The following is a 24,552-nucleotide window of genomic DNA, read 5'->3' as shown; positions in this document are numbered from 1 at the left end:
ACCGGAGGTCTTGGTCCCGTGCCAACCGCCGGGCGCTCACGCTCCCGGCTCGCCGTGCTTTTGGCGCAACCCCCCACCCGCCCGATAGAACATTTCGCATGGCGACACTCGACCCCCGCACCACGGCCCTGCTCGTCGTCGACGTTCAGCAGGGGTTCACCGAGATCTGCCCGATGGAGCTGCCGGTCCCGGGCGGGCTCGCGATCGTCGGGCACCTCAACGCGCTGCTCGCCCTGCCCTTCGCCCGGATCGACGCGACGCAGGACTGGCACCCGGCCGACCACTGCTCGTTCCTCGGCCGCCGCGACAACATCTACCCGCCGCACTGCGTGATGGGCACGCCCGGGGCCGAGTTCCTCCCGGGGCTCCGCACCGAGCGCTTCTCGGGCGTGTGGCGCAAGGGGTACGACCCGGACTTCGAGGCGTACGCCGTCACGGCGCAGCACCCCGGGTTCGCGGCATTTCTGAAGGCGTCGGGGATCACGGACGTGGTGGTGTGCGGGCTCGCAACGAACATCTGCTGCTTCTACGCGGCCCGCGACCTGAAGCTCGCGGGGTTCGACGTGTGGCTGGCCGAGGACGCCAGCGCCGGCATCGACGTGCCCGCCGCCGGGCTCTACCAGACGGAGGCCCGCGAGGAGGGGTGCGCCCTGGGCATCCGGTACGCGACCGTGCGCGACGTGGCCGACGCGCTCGGGGCCGCCCCGCCCGCAAACGAGTAGGGGGCAAACGCCTTCGGCGATAGACGCCTTCGGCGGCAAAGGACAGAGGACAGAGCAGTACACCCGGAGGTGTCTGTCTGATCTCTGATTTCTGTCGCCGAAGGCGTCTGTCCTCTGCCGCCGAAGGCGTCTGTCCACCGATCTCTGCCACTTCTTGCTTCGCACGGTCGGGAATTCCGTTCTACAATGTGCATAGCCCGCCGTAGGTGGAACCCGGGAAACGATATGCTCCTGTTCTGTCCCGCGTGCCAGGCCCCGTTCCCGAACGCGTCGCGGTGCCCGCGGTGCGGCGGCCTTTTGTTGATGCCCCACGAGGTCGCGCCCGACAAGAAGCACCGGAAGGTGGCGGAGGCGGCCCCGGTCCGGCCCACGCTCGCCGGCCGCGTGCTGGTCGGCACCGCGCTGGGGATCGGCGGCTACCTCGCGCTGTGCCGGCTCGTCAACGGGGCCGTGCGGGCCGTCGACTCCGACCTGAACCAGTGGTGGATCTCGTCCACGGGCCTGATCGCCGACCAGAGCCTCCAGGGGATGGCGGTCGTGTTTGGGGCGCTGATCGCCGGGGCCGGGCAGTCGAAGGGCTCGACCACGGGCGGCATCGTCGCGGCCGCGTGCGGGCTCCTGTTCCTGGGGTACGACCTCGCGGGCGGGGCCGACCCGAAGAACCTGAGCCTGTACTTGCAGCCCGCCGTCCTGGTGGCGCTCGGGCTCCTGGGCGGGCTCCTGGCGGCGATGGTGTGGTCCCCGCCCCCGCAGTTCATCCTCGGGCTCCCCGGCGCGGGCAAGCTCAGCTCCCTGCAACTCAACGAGGTGGCCGACGCGGTGCGGAAGCGGCCGACGTTGTGGCCCCGGGTGCTGATCGGCGCGACCGTCATGGTCGTGGGCATCACCGTTGCCGACGACCTCCGGATGTACGTCCAGCGGTACTCCGGCGGCCTGTTCCACAGCTCGATCCGCGAGGCCCCGTTCATCACCTGGCAGCTCGCGCTGCTCCTCGGCCTGGGCGGGGCCATGCTCGCCGGGGCCGACACGGGCGCCGGCACCCGACACGGGCTCTTCGCGGGCGTGATCGCCGGGCTGGGGATCTTCGGCCTGTCGGCCCAGCGCGGGGTCGACCACCTGTTCCCCCCGCTGCGGTTCTGGCTCAACAAGTTGTCGGTCCCGATGGAGGCGGTCAACACGCCGGAAACGGCCGCCGCGATCATTGCGAGCGTCATCCTGCTGGGCATCGGCGGCGGGTGGATGGGCGGCGCGCTGTGGCAGCCCATCGTCCCCGAGCACATGCGCCGCTCGCGCCGCCACGGGCTGGATTGAGCGCGTTGCCCCGGCGAGCGGGGGGCGTCAGCCCCCCGAGTGCGCGACCCACTGGGACCGACGACCGCCGGGCTCGTCTCTGGTTCGCCAGACTCGTTGTTGGCCTCGCACTCGGGGGGCTGACGCCCCCCGCTCGCCAACACTTACTCTCGCCAGTTGCCGCGGAACATCGTGCGGCGGGCGCCGGGGTGGTCGGCGAACAGCAACTCGTGCGGGTCGGCCGCGTCGCGGTCCGGCAGCGGCACCGCGACCAGATCGGCCGACTTCCCCACTTCCAGCGAGCCCGCCTCGGCCGCGAAGCCGAGCGCTTCGGCCCCCGCCAGCGTGATCATCTTCAACAACTGCTCGCCAGGTACGTCCGGGTGCCGCGCGTGGACGAACCGCGCTTCCGCGAGGACGTCGAGGTCCGGGTTGGACGCCAGGCTGTCGGTACCGAGGCACACGCGCACGCCGCGCTTCAGGAACTCGCGGTACGGGTGCGGCGGGTGCAGGAACGCGCCGTGCGTCCGCGGGCAGTACACGACGAAGTGAGACTGTCGAAACGGGAAGTCGCGGGGTAGATAGTTCGCGTGGACGAGCAGCACCGAAGACGATTTTTGCGGCTCGCGAACCGGGGTCAAGAAATCCTCCCAACTGCTTGCGAACGCACCTTCTTGGTACACGCCCAGACCGGTTAAAAATTCAACAAACGGTCCGGCTCGGTTTTCGAGTAGCAACGCCTCGGCCCGCGATTCGGCAACATGAATAGCTAGACGAGGGTTGACCCACAGGAGTACCTTCGCACACTGAGCGTTCACGCTGTAGGGCGAGTGAAGACTTCCCGCCCAGCGGCAGAGGTCCGTTCCGGGTCGGGGTCGAACATCCGGTGGCGGTGTAAACCAGCCCAACACCGAGGTACCTGACCACCGATCTAGCGACGCACTGAATCGCTCCTCGCTCAGCCCGATCAGTTCCCAGAACACCACGGCCCGCGTCGGGGCAGCGGCGACGGCGTCCCAACTCGCCCCCTCGCTCGCGATGTCGCCGATCAGCGTCGTGCCGAAGCGCAGGCACTCGGCGAGACCCGCACGGATGTCGGCCTGGACCTGCTCGGGGGGGCGGGTGCGGCGGTAGGCGATCACGCCGCGGAGCCATTCGGTGAAGTGGTCGGGGTCGGTCGGCGGGATCAGCCCACGAGCGCCGCTCAGGTCGAGGTGCGTGTGCGCGTTCACCAGCCCCGGCACGATCGCGACGTTGCCAAGGTCTTCGTCGGCGGTGCGCGCGCCCCGCGGCTCGACGGCGGTGATGCGGTCGCCCTCGACCGTGACGGTGCCGTGAGCCAGCGGCGGCCCCGCGACCGGGAAGACCCAGCGTGCGGTGAGCGTGCGTGAATCAGTCACGGTGGGTGAACCTGCGAGACGTGCGGGCGGTCCGTGTGTGAGACAGGTCGGTAGCCAAGTGGTACGGCACGCGTCTGATATGCGCGCAACCGCGGGTTCGATTCCCGCCCGACCTACTGTCACCGGAAGCACGAAGTTCGAAGCACGTAATCCGAAAGCGGACAGCCCGCTTTTGGATTACGTGCTTCGAACTTCGTGCTTACTTCGTTGCCTTGACCGGCAGTCCCGCGAGCTTCGCCGGCACGAGCCGCGGGTTGCAGCCGGCGGGCAGCGTGCGGTCGTAGAGGTCGCTGCCGGGCTCGTTGTGGTACACCTCGCGGTGCAGGCCAGCGACCACGGCCCGCAGCCGGTCGGCGTCGAACTCGCCGGCCGACTCGGCCATCGGCTTGACGAACAGTTGCAGCGGGACCGGGTCGCCGGTCTCGTCGTCGCTGGCGAAGTTCGGCGACCAGAAGTCGACCCCCTCCACCCACATCCCGCCGGCGCGGTCGAACAGCTTGGTGCGAGCGGCCCACAGGTCCCACTCGGCCGCGGGCGCCCCCGGCGCGGGCCGGTGGCTCTCCCAGATCACGAACGGCAACTGCGAGCCGAGTTCGCCGGCGTCCACCGACATCTGCCGGTAGAACTGGTCGAACAGCCGCGTGCCGACGCCGAGCCGCCGCGCCCAGTTCGCGACGCCGATGTAGCAGAGGTAGCCGGCGTAGTTGGGGATCAGCGCGCCGTAGACGTACCCCGCGAGCCCGGTCGGGTCGTCGGCGCGGTCCTCGGGCGCGGCCAGGAGCAGGTGCTTGGTCCAGCCGTCGGCCTTACCCGGCTTGGACTTCGTTCGGCTCGCGACCGACTTCTCGATCCAGTACCAGGGGATGCGTTCCTCGGGGGCGAGCGTCTGCTCGTAGAGCTGCCCGGCCGCTTGCGTCATCGGGTCGGCCGCGTCGAACGCCTCCCAGACGACCACCTTGTTGACTTGCACAAAGCACCTCTCCTCGATCTGTCGCGGGCACCGATCCGGGCCGCACGCACAATCTGGCATCACAGTGACAAATGTGCGGGCCACGGGAACGGGCACCCGAGGCGGTTGATTCCACATCGGCATTGTACCGCGCCCTTCCAAAATCCTTCGGTTGGCGGTCCGCGGCCCCGCAGGTAAGTTCCCCAAGGGGGCCGCAGAGCCCCTGCCCCAAGTCGTTACCCGGTCGGAGTCCCCAAATGACGCCTCAGAGCCCCGGGCGGTTCAGTTACGATTATCCCCGACCGGCCTTGACAGTCGATATTGTGATCGCGACCCGCGAGGCCCGGCCGCGGGTGCTGCTCATCCAGCGTAAGAAAGATCCGTTCGCCGGAAGTTGGGCACTACCAGGCGGTTTCGTCGAGGAGAACGAGCGCATCTCCGATGCCGCTCGCCGCGAGTTGGTCGAGGAGACGGGGGTGACGGTCGCCGATCTGGAACAACTGTACACCGCCGGCGATCCGGGCCGCGATCCCCGCGGCTGGACGGTATCCGTTGCGCATCTGGCACAGGTCAACCCAGGCGACTTGAAGCCGATTGCGGCCGACGATGCCTCGGCCGTGGGGTGGTTCCCACTCGATGAGTTGCCCGCACTCGCGTTCGACCACGCGATGATCCTGGCCCGCGCCCGGGCGCGCCTGCTGGACCGCATGGCGTAGGGTCAGAGAAGAGATTAATCCACAGATTACGCAGAAGATGCAGATTTTCAAACAGATGACAGAGGACAGAGGACTCTATTCAACGCTGCCCTACTGACTTCGAATCTCTGCTTCTCTGGAAATCTGGGTCTTCTGCGTAATCTGTGGATCGATCTCTTCGCCGCTCTCACTCCTGGTCGCCGAAGTCCTGGGTGAAGTACAACGCGCCCCGCGCGTCGGCCCGGACTGCGACGCCGATCTCGGTGAAGTTCGGGTTCAGGATGTTCGCCCGGTGCCCGGACGAGTTCATCCAGGCGGTCATGACGGCCTGGGCGGTGAAGAAGTTGTACGCGATGTTCTCGCCGTAGGAGAACGACCGGGTCCAGGTGTCGTACCCGGCGAGGTCGAGGCGGTTCGACACCTCGGGGCGGGCGGTGCCGTTAAGCGTGTGCCGCATGGCCGCCACGCCCCCCACGATGGTGCTGAACGCGGCCATGTCGTGCGAGTGGAACGCGGCCGCGGCGTTGAGCGCGAGGTTCACGGCGAGCGGCGCGAGGCCGGCCTTCGCGCGCTCGGCGTTCACGAGTTGGATGATCTGCGACTCGATGGGGGTGTTGGCGACCGCCCGGACCGGGCTCCCCTGGTTGACGTTGTTGGTGCCGACCCCGCCGTCCACGGTGTCGGTGCCGCCGCCGCCCCAGATGACGTCGTTCCCCGCGCCGCCGTAGATCCGGTCGTTCCCCGCGCCGCCGTAGATCCGGTCGTCGCCGCCGGTGCCGTAGATGGTGTCGTCGCCGGTGCCGCCGTAGATGAACGCACCGAACCCGGACCCGTCGCGGATCACGTCGTCGCCCCCCCCGGCGGAGATGACGACGCGGGTGACCCCGGCCCGCGGGTACGGGACGCCGTCCACAACGATGCTCGTCGGGCTCTGCCGCAAGACGATCGTATCGTTCCCCTCGGTCCCGGTCACGGTGAGCGTGCCATTGAGGACGTTGACGGCGGCGGGGCAGTCGCGGACCTCGAGCGCCTCGACGCCGAGTGTGGCCTTCCTGATCACTTTTGTGGTCCCGGGCGAGCGGTTGCGGGGCTCCTGTGACGTAACCGTAGGTCAGCAATTACCCGCCCGCACGGGGAATTGCAACGCGAGCGCCGTCGGCTGCAACGAAGTATCGCCGGAGTGCCACCCTCGGTCGCCGCTCCGCGGCTGCACTGGGGGGCGCGTCAGCGCGGCCGCTCCCCCGTGCGATGTTTGTTGTTCCGCCTACCACTCACTTGCGAAGGTACTTCTCGAACCATGCCAGATCCCATTCCATCTTCGCGACGCGGTTGCTGAGCTTGGTGAGGCCGTGCGGTTCGCCGGGGTAGACCATCAGTTCCGTCGGCACCTTCACGTACTCCTTGAGCGCCCGGTGCAGCATGCGACTGTGCCCCGGTGGGCAGCGCTCATCGCCGCCGCCGACGTGAATCAGCGTCGGCGTCTTCACGTTGCCGAGGCCGTAGGTCGGCGACGTGGCCTTGTAGATGTCGGGCGTCTCCCACGGGAGCCCCTTCTTAAACACCTTCGGGTACGCCGGCTCGTCGTTGAACCCCCACTCGGCGACCGTGTCCACGATCCCGGCCCCGCTGCTCGCGGCGCGAATCTTGACGGGCGAATCCTTCAGCGTGATGAGGCAGTTCGTGAGGTAGCCGCCGTTGCTCCAGCCCATGACGGCGATGCGGTCCGGGTCGGCGATGCCCTCCTTGATGAGGTGCTGGATGCCGGCGATTATGTCCTTTACTTCAATGTCGTTTTCCTTGCCGATGAGGTCGGTGACGAACTTGTCGCCGTAGCCGGTGCTGCCGCGGTAGTTCGGGCACAGCACGGCGTACCCCTTGGCGGCGAAGTACATTCGGCCGTTGTGCGGGTCGAAGCGGAGGTCGTTGTAGCTCGCTGTGGTCGGCCCGCCGTGAATTGCGACGACCAGCGGCAGCGGCTTGTCGCCCTTCTTCCAGCCGTGGGGTAGTTCGAGCGGCCCGCCGACCGAGACACCGTCCAGAGCCTTCCAGGTGACGTGTTCGACCGTGGGGAACTTCCACGTCGCCGTGTGCGGGTTGGGATCGACGAGCGAGATGCGCTTCTTGCCCAAACCGGCTTCCAACGCTGGGAAGCGTTGGAGATTGCTTCGGACGACAACCGGACTTTGTGAGTTCGAGGCAACATCAACTGCGTAGAAAACCGTTCCCGCTTCCTGGTAGCCGAACCCGTCTCGAACCTCCGGATTATAAAGCAGGACGCCGGTGCTTCCCCTGATGTCGGACAGCAAACTCATTACATCGGGCGGGCTTTTGGCCGCGTCGTTCGCTCGCCCCAGAGCCCAAGCCAGAGGACTGCCGTATCCCCGAACCTCGATTTCGCCCTTTCGTGGCATCTGGTGAACGGCCCAGGCATCCTTAATCCATTCGCCAACGATGACCTCCGTCGGATACGCATCGAAGATCGCGCAGAAGGCGAAGCGGGTGCCGTCGGGGTTCCAGGCAAGGTGTTCGAGCCAGGCGTGCGGCGACGCGGCCTTCGCGCGGTACACGTCCGTCGGCGGCGTCACGACCTTGCCGCCCTCCCACACGTCCACGCGGCTCTCGCCCTCGGACTTCAGCACCGTGTCGTCGAACGCGGACACCATCGCGATCCGCTTGCCGTCCCGCGTCACGGCGAACTCGCGGACGTAGCGCTTCTCGGCGATTACCTGCTCGGGCTTGCCGTCCTTCTCGACGCGGAAGACCTCGCTCACCGTGCGCTTGCCGAAGCCGTATTCGGGCTTGTCGAACTTCTTGCGCAGCGCAGCGAAGTCGTCCTCGTCGGTGGTGGTTGCGTCGACCGAGTAGAACACGGCGTCAGCTTTGGGGGCGTAGTCGTAGCCGGTGACGCCCGCCTCGATCTTGGTGACCGCGACGGGCTCGCCGCTGTCGGCCGGCACCTTCCACACCTGCGGCTTCGCCTTGTCGCCGCGGTTCGCAAGGACGAACACCGACTTGCCGTCGCCGCTCCACTTCGGGAGCCGTTCGTTGGCGCGGTCCTTGGTGAGCTGCACCGGCTTGCCCTTGCCGTCGGTGTCCACGACCCACAGGTCGGTGCGGCGGTTGTCGGCCTTCTTGTCCCAGGTGGCGAGGCAGTATGCGACCCGCTTGCCGTCCGGCGACACGGCGATCTCGGTGATGGTGTTCACGCTGGCGTAGTCGTCGGGCGTGATGTCGTGGGTGCGCTCGGGCGGCGCGGCGCGGCCGACCGCCGCGAGGGTGACGAGCAGAAGCAGTGCGGACGCGCGGCGCATGCGGACCTCCGGGAACGAACCAGGGCTCACGCCCTGGGCTACAGACTACCGCCCCTCCGGGGCTGAGAACAGCGCCCGGTCTGGAGCCCCCGAAGGGGGCGACAATCCGTAGCCCGGGGTGTCAACCCTGGGGTTCCTGATCTTTTTCGTTTCGCGGGGGCGGGCTATAAGGGCGCAATTGTGGGGCCGCGCTCCGTTCGCTGGGCGGCCCCGACCCGCACCATCGAACAGGAGCCATCACCGTGCGATCCCGTGGCTTCGCTCTCGCCGCCCTCCTCCTCGGCGTCTCGGCCGTCACCGCCCAGCAGCCGGTGCCCCCGGTCCCACCCGGCGCGCCGGTCCAGCCGCCGGCGCCGCCCGCCGCGCCACCGGTCGACTCCAAGCTCGACGCCCACCTGAACGGGTGGCAGAAGAACATGGGCGACCTCGTCAACTTCCGGTTCAACCTGGAACTGACGCGGACCGACGCGGTGTTCAAGACGGACAAGAAGTACTCGGGCGTCGTACTGTGCATGAAGCCGAACTTCGCGGTGCTGCGGCTCAACAACGACGCCGACAAGACGGCCACCGACTACGAGGCGTTCATCTGCGACGGCAAGTCGGTGTTCGAGTACAACGGGCTCGCCAAGACGATCACCGAGTGGAAGCTGCCGGCCCCCGCGCCCGGCGGGAACCCCAACGGCAACGGCACCGACAACATCATGCTCGACTTCCTCAAGGGCATGAACGCCAACGCCGCCAAGGCCCGGTTCGACCTCACGCTGTTCAAGGAGGACGCGAACTACGTGTACCTCGACGTGAAGCCGCTCCAGCCCAAGGACAAGCAGGAGTTCACGCAGCTCCGCATGGCGCTGTACGGCCCGAACACGAAGTGGCCGTACCTGCCGGCGCAGGTGTACGTGTCGAAGCCCAACGGCGACACCGAGCAGTGGAAGCTCAAGGAGCCGCAGACGAACATTCCGGGCCTCGGGCCGCAGCACTTCGCGGCGCAGAAGCTCGACGGGTGGAAGCAGCAGGAGGGCGGGAAGGCCCAGCAGCCGCAGCCGAAGAACATCGGCCAGCCGAAGCTCCCGGGCAAGGACGACGGCCTCGTGCGGCCGAAGTGACGGTGCGTCAGGTCCCCGAAGGTGGGTCACTCGCTCAGCGAGCGACACCAACCGCGCTCCGGGCCTCCCAGAAGATTGTCGCATCGCCGGGGTGCGACTCGCGGAGCGAGTCGCCTACCCTTTTGAGCCCCGCAGTCGCGGGGCTTTTCGCGTTTCTCATCCCCCTTTCACTGCCCGAACGTAACGATGTTGGTAGATGGCCGCTGACTCGCGGCCACGGGTCGCTCACTTCGTTCCGAGGGTTTCTGCCATGCGTGGATTACGTTTCGCGGTCGCCGGCGTGCTCGTGGCCGGGATGGTCGGTCTGGCCCAGGCCCAGTTCCGGCCGGGCGGCGGCGGCGGCGGCGGGGTGACGGGCCTCGTCACCAACAAGGCCGTCCAGGAGGACCTGAAGGTGTCCGAGGACCAGGTCGCGAAGCTCAAGGAGTGGGGCACCGAGTTCCGCAAGAAGTCCTTCGAGATCATGAAGGACAAGGGCGTCGAGTTCGGCAAGGGCGGCGGGTTCGGTAAGATCGAGCCCGAGATGCGCGAGAAGATGGACGCGGCCACGGCCGAGATCAACAAGGTGGCCTACACGCAACTGGCCGACGTGCTGAAGAAGGAGCAGGTCGAGCGGCTCAAGCAGATCCAGCGGCAGGATATGGGTGTCCGGGCGTTCACTAACGCCGAGGTCGTGGACGCGCTCAAGCTGACGGCCGCCCAGAAGGACTCGGTCAAGGGGGTCATGGGTGACCTCCAGAAGGACACGAAGGAGATCTACGGCGAGGCCAACGGCGGCAAGGGCAAGGTGGACTTCGAGAAGCGGGACGAGAACGCGAAGAAGGTCCAGAAGCTCCAGAAGGAGTACGTGGGCAAGCTCGAGGACCTGCTCGACGACAAGCAGAAGGCGACGTGGAAGGAACTGAAGGGCGCGGAGTTCGACCTGACCAAGCTCCAGGGCCAGCCCCGCAAGAAGGACTGACCGCCTCCGGCGGAAGCACGAAATTCGAAGTACGAAACCCGAAAGGAAGACACCCGATACCGGTGGTTCCTTTCGGGTTTCGTACTTCGAATTTACTCAGGACTACACCCACTTCATCAGCACGCCCAGGTAGTTGTCCTTGTCCTTGAGCAGCCCCTCGTAGGCGTCGCCGAGTTGCTCGGGGGTGATGGTGTGCGTCACCAGCCCGGCGAGGCTCAGCCGCCCGTTCGCGAGCTGCCGCAGCAGCCACGTCTGCGCCTTGTCGACGTCCCACGCGCCGGCGAGCCGCGTGTGCGCCGCCTCGAACAGCATGTTCCCGTGCGCGCCCGACACCTCGATGTACCGGCGGTGCAGGTCGTCGTAGAAGTTCACGTCCTTCGCGATCCCCCGCGGGCTCCCGACCACGATCACCTGACCCGCGTCGCACGCCAGGCTCATCGCCGTCGGGATCGCGGCCGGAACGCCGGTCGCGTCGGCCACGACTTCCGCGCCCTTCGCGTTGAGGTACGCGGCAAGTTGCTGCTTCACGTCGCCGGCGGTCGGGTCGATGACGTGGTCGGCCCCGGCCGCGAGCGCCGCGTCGCGCCGCATTTTTACAGCGTCGATCCCGACCACCGGCGACATCCCCGCCGCCATCATGCACCGCAGCGAGAACTGGCCGATGATGCCGAGGCCGAGCACGGCCCCGCTGCGGCCGAGCGTCAGCCCTGCCCGGACCGACGCGCCCATGCCGTAGCGCGAGATGCACGCGACGGCCGCCTTATCGAACGTCAGCGCGTCGGGCATCTTCCACACGCGGCAGCGCTCGTGCCCGACGGTGAGTAGCTCGGCCGAGGCGTGGTTCCCGGGGTAGCTGACGCGGTCGCCCTCCTGGAACCCGCCGGGGAACTCCTTGCCGACCTTCAGCACCCGGCCCGCGGCGGAGTACCCGGAGCGGAACGGGAACTTCCAGTCCGGCAGGTTCGGGTCCTTGAGCCACTGGTGGGTGCCGGTGTACACGGCCAGTTCGGTGCCGGCGCTGATCGCCGAGTACTCGGCGGCGATGAGGATCTGGTTCGGGGCCGGGTCGGCGAGTTCGACCTCGCGGACGGTGGTCTTGTACGGCTCGGTGATGACGGCCTGACGTGCGCGGACCATTGTGACCTCGGCGGGGAGTCGTCGGGGGGCGCGATGAGCGAATTGTAGATGCGGGGGAGGTGAAGAGTAGCCACGGATGGGGATGTGGTTGGGCGAACCCTGAGCGCAAGCGAGGGGGTGCCCTCACCACTCGCTTGGGCTCAGGGTTCGCCACGAACCCGGTGGCTCGCGGCCCCTTCTTCAGTACCGCAGCTCGGCCCCGCAACTGAGCATGTGCGCGAAGAAGTGCGTGGTCGCGCCGGTCAGTGCGGGGCTCAGCGTCACCTGGTCCTGCGCCCGGCGCACGTTGTTCCAGTACAGCGCCGTGTACCCGACCGTGAGCCGCGCGTGTTCGGTGACCCGGTAGCCGATCCGCACGCCGCCCTCGGCCACGGTCCCGAAGTACGTCATCGGGTCGCGGGTGCTCGTCGCGACGAGCGGAACCGCGGGCACGCCGGTCGCCGCGACAACGACGCTGCGGTCGAAGTCGAGGGCGCTCGCGTTCACCCCCAGCGCAACCGCGGCGAGCCCCTCGACGAGCCACCGCTGCCCGCCGGCCGTGGCGAGCACCCCGAGGTTCCCGCCGTAGAACTCGTTCCGCGTGCGGGCGCTCTGCCCGCCGGTCACCAGTCCCGCGAGCGGCGGCACCCCGCCCGTCGCCGTGAAGCCGTACCCGAGTTCGTCGCGGAGGTAGAGTTGGCGGTAGCCGAGCAGCGCGTCGACCCGCCACGCCCGGCCCTGCCGCGTCTGGAGCCGCACGTTCAGGTCGCCGCCCGCGAACATCGTCTGGGTGGTGGCCGAAACGGTCCCGGTCGTGAGGCCCGGGAACCCGACGTAGGCCGGTACCTGCACCACCGTCCCGCCGAGCGCCACGAACTGCGGCACGTTCACGACGTTGAGCCCGTTCCCCGCACCGGTGAGTTGATCGCTGGTCGAGTACAGCGAGTAGAATCGGGCGACCGCACCGGCGTCGTGGGCGCGGTCGAACCATAGCCCGCCCTCGGCCCGCAGGCCGCCGCGCCAGTCGCCGAGCATCCGCCGGCCGCCGAACAGCGGCACCGTCCCCGGCTGGCCGATCGCGGCGGCGTTGAGCAACCCCGCCGCCGCCGGCCCGGTCGTCACCACCGGGGCGATGTTCACCGAGCGGGTGGTGCCGAGCAGCACCTCGGCCCCGAACCACACGCGGGTCGCCCGCGGGTCCGGGCACGGGCACGCCTCGGGACCGAACACGAACTCCCGGCCCTGCGCCGCGTCCCCCGCGTCGAAGATGTCGGTCGGCTGGGCGGGCACTGGGGGCTGGGTGAAGTCGGCGCGGCGGACCGCCTCCTCGCCGGGGAGCGGCCCCTGCCCCGCGGCCGGGAGGAACCGCGTGTCGCCCCGGGGCGCGGCGAACACGGCCCCGCGGAACCGGTCGTCGTCGGGCGGTGCCTGGGCGCGACCGGTGCCGACCGTTCCCCATAGAGCGGCACCCGCAACGAGCAGCGTCTTGAACCAATCCATCGACGGCTCTCGTGGGACAGCGGACCCTCGCGCACTCTTATCGGCAGCCCCGGTGCGACCGGATTAACCGGACCGGGGCGATCAGGGCGACCGCGTGAATCCGGGGGGCGGGGAGGAGACGGGGAAGACAATCGGGCACGGGCCCGCAAGCGGGCATGGATCTGAAGCCGAGGCGGGGTGTTGCGTTTGTTTGAGGACGGCCCTGGTTCGGCGGAATCGAACGTGCCAGGGATCGTGGCGAGCCGGGAGCGTCAGCGACCGGAGTTCTTGTGGAGCGCGCACCTCCGGTCACTGACGCTCCCGGCTCGCCGGGCACCCGGTGCTTTCCGCTCTTCTCCGTGCCCGTGCCCCAGCCCGTGCCCGTGCCCGTGCCCGATTCTTTCCCCACCTGGCTTCCGTCCGAGGCCGCCCGGGGACGGTTGGGCTTGCACCGCACCCGCACCTTTGCGCACCATTGCCGCCGAAGCGCCCCCGACCCCAACCCCGGTGACCCGTGGCCGGATTCCGCACGCACATTACCGTGTCCAGCGCCTGCGGCGTGATCTACGGCGGCGTCGCCGTGCAGCCGCTCGGGTTCGACACCGACGCCGCGATCCTGGCCGCCGGGCTCACCGGCATCGGCGGGATGCTCCCGGACCTCGACAGCGACTCCGGCATCCCGGTCCGCGAGATGTTCGGGCTGGCCGCCACCGTGCTCCCGCTGATCCTGCTCCCGCGGCTCGTCCACGCCGGGATGACCCGCGAGGCGATCCTCGCGTGCATGCTGTTCGGGTACATCTTCGTGCGGTACTTCGTGTCGCGGCTGTTCATGAAGCTGAGCGTCCACAGGGGCATGTACCACAGCATCCCGGCGCTGTTCATCGCCGGGCTCGTGGTGTACCTGTGCTACCACTCGCCGGACCGCAGCGTCCGGCTCCTGATGGCCGGCGGGGTCATGGTCGGGTTCGCGTCGCACCTGGTCCTCGACGAGATCTACTCCGTGGACCTCCGCGGGGTGAAGATCGTGCTCAAGTCGTCGGCCGGCAGCGCGGTGAAGTTCAGTTCGTCGTCGCTGATCGCCACGGCGAGCTGCTACGCCATGCTCGGAGGCCTCGGGTACCTCGCGTACAAGGACTACCAGCGGCCCCCCGACGACGACCCGCCGCCGGTCGAGCGCCGCCGCAACCGCCGCATGATGTCGGAGCGCGAAACTCCGCCCCCGTTCCCCGCCGGGCGACACGCCGCCAACCTATAAAGGTGTGACTCGCCCATTCTGCAACGGGAAGGGGACACCATGCGGGGTGCGGCACTGGTTCTGGGCGCTCTCGGGGCCGTCGGCTCGGGGGCCCTGGGGGCGGCGTGGCTGATCGACCCGGGCGCAACGCGGGCGCTGCTCGAGCCCCCCACCGGGGACGACCTCCGGTTGGCCGCGGCCGTGCTCCTCGGTGCGGCGGTCCTGGGGGTCCTCGGGTGCGCGCTCGTGTCGCGCCGCCGGGGCGCGCTCGCGGCCGCCGTGTTCCTCGTCGCGTTCGTCACGCCGCTCGCGGTCCACACGGACCCGAAGTTGATCGCCGCCACGTTCGGGCTGGCGCTGGCGGGGGCACTCGCGTTCTTCGTGAAGCCGCGGCGCGCCGCGAAGCGTAAGCGGCGCGACGACCACATCGCGGCCGACACCGACATGGTGTGACGTGCGGCCCCCCGGCACGCTCGAAAATCCGCACGACGAAATGCCGCACAGCCCCTTGCTTTCCGGAAGGGGCAGCGCCACAATACCTACGACGAATTACCACGACCCATCGATGCACCGGCTCAGGCCGCCACATCGGGGAGTCGGGTGTCGGTTCGGGCGGGCCGCTCCTTCGGCCCCCCTCGAACTGCCCCCGCCTCCGCGGCGTGGTAGAGGCCCGAGCCGGTGTCGGCGTTATTCCAGAGCGCAGCAAAGCAATCAGAGGACGGAGGACAGACAGCAGAAGACAAGACGGAGACCCAGGGACCGTACCGGTCCCTGGCCCCCGACCTCTGACTTCTGTCCTCTGACCCCGCGGCGGAGACAGCATGACGATCAAGAAAGAGAAGGGGCCGGGGGAAGAGATCCTCAAGCTCGTCGAGAAGTTGCACGAGGACCGCAAGATCCCCCGTGAGACGATCCTCAACGGCATCGCGTCGGCCATTCAGGTGGCCGCCGAGCGGCACTTCGGCGTCGAGTCCGGCGTGTTCGTGAGCATCGACCCGAACGACGGCCACATCACCGCCAAGCACGGCGATGTCGAACTCGACCCCGAGACCCTCGGCCGGATCGCCGCGCAGTCCGCCAAGCAGATGATCATCCAGAAGATCCGCGAGGCCGAGTCGGACACGGTGTTCAACGAGTTCTCGGCCAAGAAGGGCCAGCTCGTCGTCGGCACCGTGACCCGCGTGGACGCCGGCACCGCCATCGTGTCGCTCGGCAAGAGCGAGGCCCTGCTCCCCCGCAGCGAGCAGATCCCGGGCGAGAGCCAGCACGTCGGCGACCGGGTCAAGGCCGTCATCCTCGAGGTCCGCAAGCAGGGCCACCGGGTCAAGATCGTCCTCAGCCGGTGCCACCCGGACTTCGTCCGGTCGCTGTTCGAGGAGGAGATCCCCGAGATCGACGAGCGGATCATCGACATCCGGGCCGTCGCCCGCGAGGCCGGGTACCGGTCCAAGGTCGCCGTCACCAGCATCGACCTGAAGGTCGACTGCGTCGGCGCGTGCGTCGGGGTCCGCGGGAGCCGCATCAAGAACGTGATCGAGGAGCTCAACGGCGAGCGGATCGACATCGTCCGGTGGAACGACGCGCTCCAGGTGCTCATCCCCAACGCGCTCCAGCCGGCCCAGATCAGCGAGGTGTTCACCTACTCGCGGCTCGGGCGGGCCATCGTGCTCGTCACCGACGACCAGCTCTCGCTGGCCATCGGCCGCCGCGGGCAGAACGTCCGGCTCGCGAGCAAGCTCGTCGGCTGGGACATCGAGATCATGACCCACGACGAACTGGCCGAGGCGCTGGAGCGGGCCGAGCGGTGGTTCGGGCAGCTCCCGCACGCGAGCCCCGAACTCGCCAACGCCCTCATCGACCAGGGGTTCCTGTCGTACAACGACATCACCATGACCGACGCCGAGGGGCTCGCGGAGTTCTCCGGGCTCACCCCGGAGCAGTCCGACGAGGTCGTGATGTACGCGGAAGAGTACGCCGACGAGATGGAGCGGAGCGTCGAGGACGAGCGGCGGCAGGCCGAGGAAGCGGCCCGCGCCGAGCAGCAGGCCCTCGCGGAAGCCGAGGCCGCCGCGGCGGCGGCCGAGGGAGAAGTGGTTGAGGGCGAAGCCACCGAAGAAGGCGAGACGGCCGGGGTCGCCGAGGGCGAGACGGCCGAGGTCGCTGGCGAGGGGGAAGCGGCCGAATCCGAAATCGACGCGAACTCGGAGCCGGCCACCGTGTCTGAAGGGGACCAGGCCGCCGACGTGCCCGCCGCCGAATCGGAGAAATCCGCCGAGTGAAATTGGTCGTTCGATCCCGACGCCAGCCGAGCCACGGGGGTCCGCCCCCCGTGGCGTTTGTTGTGGCGGCCCAGCGGGGTAAACCCCGTGCCGCGACGGACATCGGCCCGCAGGGTTGACGACCCGGTAATAATGGGAGTGACGGGAAGTTCGCTTCTCGCCCCGTCGCCCCCAGTGCCCTACCCTCGGTGAGTCTCGCAAGTCCCCTTTTCAGAAGGGGCCGCGAGATTAGAATATAACTCATTCGGGGCGCGATCGGTCCATCCCGTACACCCGCGGCGCGGCCCGCCGGAAGGTTCTGGGGTTGCTCAGGGCACCCCCACAGGAGTTTCGCTTGTCGAACCCGCAGACGAAAGAAAAGCCCGAGAAGGACAAAAAAGTTCGAGTGTTCGCGCTCGCCAAGGAGCTGAACGTCGACAGTAAGGTCCTCGTGGACCTGTGCAAGGAACTCGGCTTCGCGGGGATCACCAGCCAGCTCAACGGCTTGGAGGCCGCGCAGGCCGAGGCCCTGCGCGGCCGCGTGAAGAAGGGACCGAAGGCCGCCGCACCGTCGACCGCCGCCACGACCGCTGCGCCCGCAAAGCCGGTCATTCCTCCCGTCGCAAAGGACAATCGGATTCAAACGCTGCCCAAGGCCAAGCCCACCCTGAAAGCCGCTCCCGAAGCCCCCCTCGTTACCGTCACGCCGCCGGCCGCGCCCGCACCGACCACGGTCGCCGAAGTCGCCGCCCCGGCCCCGCAGCCCGAGTCCGCGGCCCCCGCTGCCGCGCCGGCCGCCCGCGCCCCCGAGCCGGTCGAGCAGCCGAGGGCCGACGCCCCGGCCGTGCCGCGCCAGAACATCATCCCGAACCTCGGCGGCGGGGGGATGCGGAACCTCGCGAGCAACCGGCCCTCGTCGACCACGAGCGCGCCGCGGACGAGCACCCCGCCGGCCCGACCGGCCGCGCCGCCCGCCGACCCGACCCCTGCGGCCCCGGTCGCCGAGTCGGCCAAGCCGACACCGGCCGCCCCTGTCGCTGCTCCGGCCGCCCCCGAACCGGTGGTCGAGCCCGCCACGCCGGCCCCGGCCGCCGCGCAACAGCAGCCCCCGGCTCCGCAGGCCGCGCCGCCGGTGACCCCGGCAGTGGCCGCCGGCCCCGGTCCTGCTCCGGTCTCGCCCCAGCGGGCGACGCCCCCGGCCCCGACCCCGCCCGCCCCGCGGGGCCCGATGCCCAACGTGATCCCGACCGGTGCGGGCAACACGGGCCGACCCGACGTTCTCAAGCGGCCCCCGCAGGTCGCCCCGCCGCGGTTCATCGCCGACCGGCGGACCGGCGGCGGCGCGCCCCCGCCCGGCAGCGGCCCCCGTCCGGGCGGCCCCGGCGGTCCCCAGCAGGGTGGCGGCGGAGGCCCCGGCCAGCGCGTCGGCGGCCCGCAACAGGGCGGCCCCCAGGGTCAGCGGCCCCCGGGTGGCTCCCCGCCCCCCGGCGGCGCGCCCCGGCCCGGCCCCGGTAACAAGGCCGCGCCCAGCGCCCCGAGTCTGAAGCTCACGCCCGAGATGATCGAGCGGCTGCGGCTGGCCAGCGCCCGCGGCCAGAAGATGACCCTCACGGACATCACGCGGCCGGTCGCGCCGGCCCCCGCGGGTCCGGGCGGCCCGCCGCGCGGCCCCGAGAGCAAGTCGGGCCAGGGGTCCGCGTCGCGGATCGCCGGACGGCCGGCGGCCCCAGACCCGTCCCCCCCCGCCACCGGGGCCGAGGACGACGACGACAAGAAGAAGAAGGGCGGCGGCGTCATCGGCCGCGACTCGCGGCACCGCGGGCGGCAGGGGGCCGGGCGCGGCCCCGGCGGCGGCCAGCCGGCCGTCGTCCTCGGGCCGGGCGGCCAGGTCGACATCATCGAGCAGCAGTGGGGCTCCCGCCGCGGGCCGCGGGCCGCGCTCCTCCGCAAGCACATGCGGGGCAAGGTCGCCCCGCCGATCATCAAGGAGGGGCGGATCGAGATCGCCCTGCCGGTCACCGTCCGCAGCCTGTCCGAAACGATCGGCATGAAGGTCGGCGAACTCATCAAGCGGCTGCTCAAGGAGTCGGGCCAGCTCTACGGCAACAACTCGACCATCGAGTTCGACACGGCCGCGCTCATCGCCGTCGAGAAGAACATCGAGCTGGTCGTCAAGAAGCAGGAGACCAAGGAAGACGAGCTGATCCGCCGGTACCGCGACATGATCGAGAACGTGGACCCGGAGAAGCTCCGGCCGCGGCCCCCGGTCGTCACGATCATGGGCCACGTCGACCACGGCAAGACGTCGCTGCTCGACAAGATCCGCCAGAACTACGGGCACGACTCCGACGTCGTCTCGACCGAGGCCGGCGGCATCACGCAGGTGATCCGCGCGTGGTCGGTGAAGCGCGAGGTCATCGTCGAGAAGGAGATCGACGGCGTCACCCAGGACGTGACCGAGGACCGGTTCATCACGTTCCTCGACACGCCGGGCCACGAGGCGTTCACCAAGATGCGGGCCCGCGGGGCCAACGTCACCGACATCGCGGTGATCGTGGTCGCCGCCACCGACGGCGTCATGCCCCAGACGCAGGAGGCGATCAGCCACGCCAAGGCCGCCGACGTCAAGATCATCGTGGCGATCAACAAGATCGACATGCCCAACGCCAACCTGGACCGGACCAAGCGGCAGCTCTACGGCGAGAACCTGCTCCCGGACAACATGGGCGGCGACGTCCAGTTTATCGAGACCAGCGCCGTCACCGGCCAGGGCATCGCCGAGCTGCTCGACACGATCGTCCTCGTCGCCGAGGTCGAGGAACTCACCGCCGACCCGGACCGCCCGGCGGCCGGGAGCTGCCTGGAGGCGTACATGTCGTCCGACGAGGGCGTCACGGCGACCGTCCTCATCCAGCAGGGCACGCTCAAGAAGGGCGACATCGTGCTGTGCGGCTCGACCTTCGGCCGCGTCCGGGCGATGTACAACGACATGGGCCGGCCGGTCAAGCAGGCCGGGCCGAGCAGCCCGGTGCGGATCACCGGCCTCAACAGCGTCCCGAACGCCGACGACCCGTTCTACGTCGTCGACGAGCTGACCAAGGCCCAGGAGATCGCCGAGGCCCGCGAGCAGAAGGAGCGCGAGGCGTCGCTGAACCGGTTCTCGGCCCCGAAGGACCTGGGCGAGCTGTCGGCCGCCAAGAGCAAGGCGAAGATCACCGAGCTGAAGGTGATCCTCAAGGCCGAGGCCCGCGGCTCGGTCGAGGCGATCCGCAAGGAGCTGGAGAAGCTCACGCACGAGGAGGTGACGACCCGGGTGCTGCACGCCGGCATCGGGGCCATCAGCGAGTCGGACGTCGAGCTGGCCCTGACCAGCCCCGAGGACACGCTCGTCATCGGGTTCAACGTGACCGCCGACGACGCGGCCCTGCGGCTGGCCGACGAGCGGGGCATCAGCCTCCGCGAGTACGACATCATCTACAAGCTGACCGACGACGTGAAGAGCGCCCTGGAGGGGCGGCTCAAGCCGATCGAGGAGGTCGTCCACCTCGGCCGGGCGGTCGTCCGCCAGACGTTCAAGGTCGGCAAAGTGGGCACCATCGCCGGGTGCTTCGTCACCAGCGGCACCCTGGAGCGGTCGGCCCGGGTCCGGATCATCCGCCAGGGCGTGGTCGTGTTCCCGCCGTCCGAAAAGGTCGTCGGCCTCGACAGCCTCAAGCGGTTCAAGGACGACGCCAAGGAGGTCCGCGAGGGCTTCGAGTGCGGCCTCAAGATCACCGGGTACGACGACATCAAGGTCGACGACGTGATCGAGGCGTTCAAGATCGAGATCCGGGCGCGGACCCTCTGACAAGTGGGCTGCGGGCAGTGGGCGGTGGGCAGTTAAAGACGAACCGACGTCTCTGTTCCACTGCCCACTGTCCACTCCCCACTGACCACTTATGGTAATCGGCTCCCTCACCGTGCGGTTGCTGGTCCGCGAGTCCCGGACGCTGAAGGACAAGCGCCAGGTCGTGCGCAGCATCCTCGCCCGCCTGCGGGTGGAGTACAACGTGTCGGCCGCCGAGGTCGACTCGCTCGACGACGTGAAGGTCGCCACGCTCGGGTTCGCGGCGGCCGGGTCCGAGGTCGCCGCCGTGCAGCACGTGCTCGCGGAGATCACCGAGGCCCTCCGCAAGCACCCCGTCGCCGAGTACCTCGGCGGCGACTCCGCCGTCGGCCGCGAGGTGGTGTGAATCGGCGCGGGCCGGGAGCGTCAGCGCCCGGGAGCCCCTCGCCCACAATCGTTCCGGTCGCTGACACTCCCGGCTCGCCCGGAATCGAACACAACGAAATGAAATCGCACCGCATAGCCCGGGTGTCGGAAGTGATCCGCGAGACGGCGGCCAACGCCATCCTGTTCGAGATCAAGGACCCCCGCGTCAAGAACGTCACCGTCACCCGGGCCGAGGTGTCCGGCGACCTTCAGCACGCCAAGGTGTTCGTGTCCGTCATGGGCTCCGAGAAGGAGCAGAATCTGACGATGCACGGGCTCAAGAGCGCCGCCGGGTTCGTCCAGACCCGGCTCGCCAGCCAACTCACCAGCCGGTACGTCCCGCACATCACGTTCGTGATCGACGAGGGGGTCAAGCGGAGCGTCGAGATCTCGCGGATGATCCGCGAGGAGAGCGACCGGATCGCCGCGGACCACGCCGCCAACGGCACCACCCCCGCCGGTGAAGACGCCCAGGACGCCATCGACGACGAGGGCGACGACACCGAGACCGACGAGACCGACGACCACGCCGAGCAGCCCGGACCCGCCGACGGATCGGCGAACCGCCCGGACTGACGCGAAATCCGAAATTCGAAGCACGAAATTCGAAGGAACTGTCTTCGGCCTTCGGTTCGAGTTTCGTGCTTCGAATTTCGGATTTAATAAGGGAGCGGCCCCGCATGCCGGCCATCACGAACAAGCAGCAACTGTTGACCCAGTGCCAGGCGGCCCTGAAGAAGCGGTTCCCCCTCGCCGTGGTGGAGGCCGCCGACGAGCCCCGGCCGCTGCTGGAGGAGCTCATCTACGCCGCGTGCCGCGAGGGCAGCACCGCGGCCGACGCCGACGCCGGGTACGCCCGGCTCCGCAAGGCGTTCATCGACTGGAACGAGGTCCGCGTCAGCACCGTGCAGGAGGTCGGCGAGGTGCTCCGCCCGCTGCCCGGGGCCGGGGGCCGGTCCAAGCGAATCATCGGGCTGCTCCAGGAGGTGTTCGAGGACAAGTACTCGTTCGACCTGAGCGAGCTCGACAAGAAGGGGCTCAAGGACACTGCCCGCAAGCTCCGGTTCTACAAAGAGGGCGTGACCGACTACGCCGTCGCGTGGGTCGTGCAGCGGTCGCTCGGCGGCCACGCGATCCCGCTCGACGAGCCGACCCTCCGCGTGCTGCGGCGGCTCGGCGTGGTCGAAGAGGGCGAGCCCGAGAGCCTGGAGGCGGTGCGGGCGAGCATCGAGCACGTCATCCCGAAGGCCCGCGGCCCCGAGTTCACCGACGTGATGAGCGTCCACGCCAAGGAGCTCTGCACCGAGAAGGACCCGGACTGCCCCGCGTGCCCGCTGAACCGCGACTGTCCCTACGGGATCGAGAACCTCGCCAAGCGGGCCGGCGACGCGAAGCCGAAGAAGTCGCGCTAGCGCCGGCCGGAGTTGGCCGCAAGAACGCACAGAAGTCACAAACAGGAAGGACGCGAGGCCAAGAGTGAATTGGCTTCTTCGCCTTCTTTTTTGTGACTTCTGTGCGTTCTTGCGGCTAATCTGTCTGCTCCGCCCCGCTCGGAGTCACGTCATGCTGTCCCGCCGTGAAATGCTCGCATGGTCGGCCGCCGCCGTCGGAACGCCCTGGGCGCTCGCGGCCGACGACGCCGACCCCACCAACGTGTTCACCGGCGACCTCAAGCCGACCGACGCCCGCCTCGGCGCGCCGCGAACGTTCAACGACTACATCCCGTTCTCGCCGCCGCAAACGAAGGAAGCGTGGGAGGCGCGGCGCACGAAGCTCCGTGAGCAACTCCTCGTCGCCAACGGCCTGTGGCCGATGCCCGAAAAGACGCCGCTGAACGCGGTCGTTCACGGGCGAATCGAGCGCGACGGGTACACCATCGAGAAGGTGTACTTCGCGTCGATGACAGGGCACTACGTCTCGGGGAACCTGTACCGGCCGAAGGCGAGCCCCGACCGTAAGGTCGGGGAGGTGGCGAAGCTCCCCGGCGTGCTGTTCGCGCACGGGCACTGGAAGGACGGGCGGTTCCACGACGCGGGCGAGAAGGCGGCGCAGGCGAGCGTCGATGCGAAGGGCGAGCCGGACCTCGACCGCGGCCGGTTCTTCATGCAGGCGCTCCCGGCCACGCTCGCGAAGCTCGGGTTCGTCGTCTTCCAGTACGACATGGTCGGGTACGCCGACAGCACCGCGATCGTCCACCGCGAAGGGTTCAAGGACGCCGCCGCCGAGTTGCGGTTGCAGAGCCAGATGGGCCTCCAGACCTGGAACAGCATCCGGGCGCTCGACTTCCTCACCTCACTGCCCGACGTGGACGCGAAGCGCATCGGCATGACGGGCGCGAGCGGCGGCGGCACGCAGACGTTCATCCTGTCGGCGATCGACGACCGCATCAGCGCCGCGTTCCCGGCGGTGATGGTGAGCACCGGGATGCAGGGCGGGTGCGTGTGCGAGAACTGCTCGCTGTTGCGGGTCGGCACGGGGAACATCGAGATCGCCGCGCTGTTCGCCCCGAAGCCGCTCGCGATGAGCGCCGCCAACGACTGGACCAAGGAGCTGATGACGAAGGGCTATCCGCAGTTGCAGGAGTTGTACGCGCTGTACGGCGCGAAGGAGAAGGTGCTCGCGAAGGCGTGGCTGGAGTACGGGCACCAGTACAACGTCCACGCCCGCGAGATGATGTACGGCTGGTTCCTGAAGCACCTCCAGGGCAAGACGGAAGAAGTGAAGGAGGCCGCGTTCAAGCCCGTGCCGGTCGCGGAGCTATCGGTCTACGACGCCGAGCACCCGCGGCCGAAGGACGAACTGAACGCTGCCAAGCTCCGCGATGCGATGACGAAGGCGTCCGACGAGCAGATCGCGAAGCTGACGCCGAAGGACGCCGCAGGCCTGAAGGAGTTCCGGCGGGTCGTCGGCACGGCGCTGCGGGTCATGGTGGGGAGCGAGGTGCCGAAGTCGTCGGACTTCACAGAGCGGCTACCACCGGGTGGGAAACACTTCGCAGACATCGACGGCCACCGTGCCGTGCGTTTGATCCTGGGACGCAAAGGTTCCAAGGATGCAGTACCGTGCTGCGGTCTTGTAGCACACGGTGATCCAAAGGAAGGCCTCAGCCGCTTGGTGATTTGGCTTCATCTCAAAGGGAAGGCAAGTTTGATTGAGAGCGGGAAGGTCGCCCCTGCGGTAAAGGCACTCACGGCTGCGGGGTATCTGGTGGTCGCACCCGACCTGCTCGGCACGGGTGAGAACGCATTTCCGAAAGCACCCGTGGCTGATCCGACGTACGCGGGGTTTACCTTCGGCTACAACCGCTCGCTCTTGGCGAACCGCGTTCACGATGTGCTCAACGTGATCGCCTCTGGGGACACGTTTGTGAACAAGCGGCTCGTCGGGTGGGGCGAGATGGGGCCGGTCGCGATCCTCGCGAAGGCGCTCGCGGGCGGTGCGGTGAAGAAGACCGCCGCGGACCTGAACGGCTTCAACTTCGAGAAGGTCGAGGACGCGAACGACCCGATGATGCTCCCCGGCGCGCTGAAGTACGGCGGGATGGGCGCGTTCCTCGGGTTGTGCGCGCCGGGCGAGCTGCTCGTCCACAACCACAAGGCGACCGGCAGCGGGAACGTGTCGCGCGCCGCCTACGAGGCCGCCGGGGCCGCCGGTAAACTGACCCGCAGCGCCGACAAGCTCGACGACGCCAAGGTTATTGAGTGGCTCCTCAAGTGAGGAACCGCTGCTAATCCGGTCGAAGTCCGACGCGGCGGGCGGGCCGCCACGGAGGGCGGTCC

19 protein-coding genes and 1 tRNA gene are annotated in these 24,552 nt (G+C 68.8%); 14 read left to right on the top strand and 6 right to left on the bottom strand.

The features are described 5' to 3' along the window. Window positions 1-98: 98 nt before the first annotated feature. Together ACTIGN_RS16585 and ACTIGN_RS16580 are read left to right on the top strand one after the other, a co-directional pair. Window positions 99-722, top strand: a complete 624-nt coding sequence (locus tag ACTIGN_RS16585) for an isochorismatase family protein (protein ID WP_439625782.1) — start codon at window positions 99-101, stop codon at window positions 720-722. A gap of 225 nt (window positions 723-947) precedes the next feature. After that, on the top strand, window positions 948-2,033 hold the full coding sequence (locus ACTIGN_RS16580) for a hypothetical protein (protein WP_439625780.1): 1,086 nt from the start codon (window positions 948-950) through the stop codon (window positions 2,031-2,033). A 143-nt stretch (window positions 2,034-2,176) separates the two neighbouring features. On the opposite strand, the gene ACTIGN_RS16575 is transcribed toward ACTIGN_RS16580, so the two are convergent. After that, window positions 2,177-3,412 carry an amidohydrolase family protein gene (locus ACTIGN_RS16575; RefSeq protein ID WP_439625778.1) on the bottom strand — a complete coding sequence of 412 codons (1,236 nt, stop codon included), beginning with the start codon at window positions 3,410-3,412 and terminating at the stop codon, window positions 2,177-2,179. A 44-nt stretch (window positions 3,413-3,456) separates the two neighbouring features. Here ACTIGN_RS16575 and ACTIGN_RS16570 point away from each other — a divergent pair. Further along, window positions 3,457-3,528, top strand: a tRNA-Ile gene (locus tag ACTIGN_RS16570). 83 nt (window positions 3,529-3,611) lie between these two features. Here the strand turns inward: ACTIGN_RS16570 and ACTIGN_RS16565 are convergent. Further along, complete coding sequence (locus ACTIGN_RS16565; RefSeq protein WP_439625776.1) at window positions 3,612-4,382, bottom strand: hypothetical protein; 771 nt, start codon at window positions 4,380-4,382, stop codon at window positions 3,612-3,614. Between the two features lie 236 nt (window positions 4,383-4,618). Between ACTIGN_RS16565 and ACTIGN_RS16560 the strand changes: the two genes are divergently transcribed. Beyond that, complete coding sequence (locus ACTIGN_RS16560; RefSeq protein ID WP_439625774.1) at window positions 4,619-5,077, top strand: NUDIX domain-containing protein; 459 nt, start codon at window positions 4,619-4,621, stop codon at window positions 5,075-5,077. A 166-nt stretch (window positions 5,078-5,243) separates the two neighbouring features. On the opposite strand, the gene ACTIGN_RS16555 is transcribed toward ACTIGN_RS16560, so the two are convergent. Then, the gene (locus ACTIGN_RS16555) at window positions 5,244-6,116 is read right to left on the bottom strand and encodes a CAP domain-containing protein (RefSeq protein WP_439625772.1); all 873 of its coding nucleotides are present in this window, start codon (window positions 6,114-6,116) and stop codon (window positions 5,244-5,246) included. A gap of 211 nt (window positions 6,117-6,327) precedes the next feature. Continuing rightward, window positions 6,328-8,367, bottom strand: coding sequence for a S9 family peptidase (locus ACTIGN_RS16550; protein WP_439625770.1), 2,040 nt, complete (start codon window positions 8,365-8,367; stop codon window positions 6,328-6,330). Between the two features lie 242 nt (window positions 8,368-8,609). Between ACTIGN_RS16550 and ACTIGN_RS16545 the strand changes: the two genes are divergently transcribed. Both ACTIGN_RS16545 and ACTIGN_RS16540 read left to right on the top strand, forming a co-directional pair. Next, window positions 8,610-9,473: a TIGR03009 domain-containing protein gene (locus tag ACTIGN_RS16545; RefSeq protein ID WP_439625768.1), complete on the top strand. Its 864-nt coding sequence runs from the start codon at window positions 8,610-8,612 to the stop codon at window positions 9,471-9,473. Between the two features lie 250 nt (window positions 9,474-9,723). Continuing rightward, window positions 9,724-10,434: a hypothetical protein gene (locus tag ACTIGN_RS16540; RefSeq protein ID WP_439625766.1), complete on the top strand. Its 711-nt coding sequence runs from the start codon at window positions 9,724-9,726 to the stop codon at window positions 10,432-10,434. Window positions 10,435-10,536: 102 nt separating this feature from the next. Here the strand turns inward: ACTIGN_RS16540 and ACTIGN_RS16535 are convergent, their stop codons facing one another. Continuing rightward, a complete protein-coding gene (locus ACTIGN_RS16535; RefSeq protein ID WP_439625764.1) occupies window positions 10,537-11,571 on the bottom strand; it encodes a zinc-binding dehydrogenase in 1,035 nt (344 codons plus the stop codon). A gap of 180 nt (window positions 11,572-11,751) precedes the next feature. Next, window positions 11,752-13,050, bottom strand: coding sequence for a BBP7 family outer membrane beta-barrel protein (locus ACTIGN_RS16530; RefSeq protein WP_439625762.1), 1,299 nt, complete (start codon window positions 13,048-13,050; stop codon window positions 11,752-11,754). A 493-nt stretch (window positions 13,051-13,543) separates the two neighbouring features. On the opposite strand from ACTIGN_RS16530, the gene ACTIGN_RS16525 reads away from it, so the two are divergent. The 8 genes from ACTIGN_RS16525 to ACTIGN_RS16490 all read left to right on the top strand — a co-directional run bounded on the left by ACTIGN_RS16525 (window position 13,544) and on the right by ACTIGN_RS16490 (window position 24,490). Further along, a complete protein-coding gene (locus tag ACTIGN_RS16525) occupies window positions 13,544-14,284 on the top strand; it encodes a metal-dependent hydrolase (RefSeq protein WP_439625760.1) in 741 nt (246 codons plus the stop codon). Window positions 14,285-14,323: 39 nt separating this feature from the next. Further along, a complete protein-coding gene (locus ACTIGN_RS16520) occupies window positions 14,324-14,716 on the top strand; it encodes a hypothetical protein (RefSeq protein WP_439625758.1) in 393 nt (130 codons plus the stop codon). 368 nt (window positions 14,717-15,084) lie between these two features. Next, window positions 15,085-16,542, top strand: a complete 1,458-nt coding sequence (gene nusA / locus ACTIGN_RS16515) for a transcription termination factor NusA (RefSeq protein ID WP_439625756.1) — start codon at window positions 15,085-15,087, stop codon at window positions 16,540-16,542. Between the two features lie 334 nt (window positions 16,543-16,876). Then, complete coding sequence (gene infB, locus ACTIGN_RS16510; protein WP_439625754.1) at window positions 16,877-20,368, top strand: translation initiation factor IF-2; 3,492 nt, start codon at window positions 16,877-16,879, stop codon at window positions 20,366-20,368. Between the two features lie 91 nt (window positions 20,369-20,459). Beyond that, complete coding sequence (locus ACTIGN_RS16505; RefSeq protein ID WP_439625752.1) at window positions 20,460-20,753, top strand: DUF503 domain-containing protein; 294 nt, start codon at window positions 20,460-20,462, stop codon at window positions 20,751-20,753. A gap of 98 nt (window positions 20,754-20,851) precedes the next feature. Then, entirely contained in the window at window positions 20,852-21,349 is a 498-nt protein-coding gene (gene rbfA, locus ACTIGN_RS16500) for a 30S ribosome-binding factor RbfA (protein WP_439625750.1), read from the top strand. Between the two features lie 104 nt (window positions 21,350-21,453). Beyond that, window positions 21,454-22,185 (top strand): endonuclease III domain-containing protein, encoded by a 732-nt coding sequence (locus ACTIGN_RS16495; RefSeq protein WP_439625748.1) that lies wholly within the window; start codon window positions 21,454-21,456, stop codon window positions 22,183-22,185. A 151-nt stretch (window positions 22,186-22,336) separates the two neighbouring features. Beyond that, a complete protein-coding gene (locus tag ACTIGN_RS16490; protein ID WP_439625746.1) occupies window positions 22,337-24,490 on the top strand; it encodes an alpha/beta hydrolase family protein in 2,154 nt (717 codons plus the stop codon). Window positions 24,491-24,552 lie beyond the last annotated feature (62 nt).

It is taken from the genome of Gemmata sp. (assembly GCF_051859125.1).
GTDB lineage: Bacteria > Planctomycetota > Planctomycetia > Gemmatales > Gemmataceae > Gemmata.
The sequence above is the reverse complement of the archived record's forward strand: the minus strand, read 5'-3'. Positions and strand labels throughout refer to the sequence as shown.

Excerpts from the sequence above, each read along its gene's own strand:
- ACTIGN_RS16585 (WP_439625782.1), top strand. The coding sequence starts at position 99 with ATGGCGACACTCGACCCCCGCACCACGGCCCTGCTCGTCGTCGACGTT.
- ACTIGN_RS16580 (WP_439625780.1), top strand. The coding sequence starts at position 948 with ATGCTCCTGTTCTGTCCCGCGTGCCAGGCCCCGTTCCCGAACGCGTCG.
- ACTIGN_RS16560 (WP_439625774.1), top strand. The coding sequence starts at position 4,619 with ATGACGCCTCAGAGCCCCGGGCGGTTCAGTTACGATTATCCCCGACCG.
- ACTIGN_RS16550 (WP_439625770.1), bottom strand. The coding sequence starts at position 8,367 with ATGCGCCGCGCGTCCGCACTGCTTCTGCTCGTCACCCTCGCGGCGGTC.
- ACTIGN_RS16540 (WP_439625766.1), top strand. The coding sequence starts at position 9,724 with ATGCGTGGATTACGTTTCGCGGTCGCCGGCGTGCTCGTGGCCGGGATG.
- ACTIGN_RS16535 (WP_439625764.1), bottom strand. The coding sequence starts at position 11,571 with ATGGTCCGCGCACGTCAGGCCGTCATCACCGAGCCGTACAAGACCACC.
- ACTIGN_RS16530 (WP_439625762.1), bottom strand. The coding sequence starts at position 13,050 with ATGGATTGGTTCAAGACGCTGCTCGTTGCGGGTGCCGCTCTATGGGGA.
- ACTIGN_RS16520 (WP_439625758.1), top strand. The coding sequence starts at position 14,324 with ATGCGGGGTGCGGCACTGGTTCTGGGCGCTCTCGGGGCCGTCGGCTCG.
- nusA (WP_439625756.1), top strand. The coding sequence starts at position 15,085 with ATGACGATCAAGAAAGAGAAGGGGCCGGGGGAAGAGATCCTCAAGCTC.
- ACTIGN_RS16505 (WP_439625752.1), top strand. The coding sequence starts at position 20,460 with ATGGTAATCGGCTCCCTCACCGTGCGGTTGCTGGTCCGCGAGTCCCGG.
- rbfA (WP_439625750.1), top strand. The coding sequence starts at position 20,852 with ATGAAATCGCACCGCATAGCCCGGGTGTCGGAAGTGATCCGCGAGACG.
- ACTIGN_RS16495 (WP_439625748.1), top strand. The coding sequence starts at position 21,454 with ATGCCGGCCATCACGAACAAGCAGCAACTGTTGACCCAGTGCCAGGCG.
- ACTIGN_RS16490 (WP_439625746.1), top strand. The coding sequence starts at position 22,337 with ATGCTGTCCCGCCGTGAAATGCTCGCATGGTCGGCCGCCGCCGTCGGA.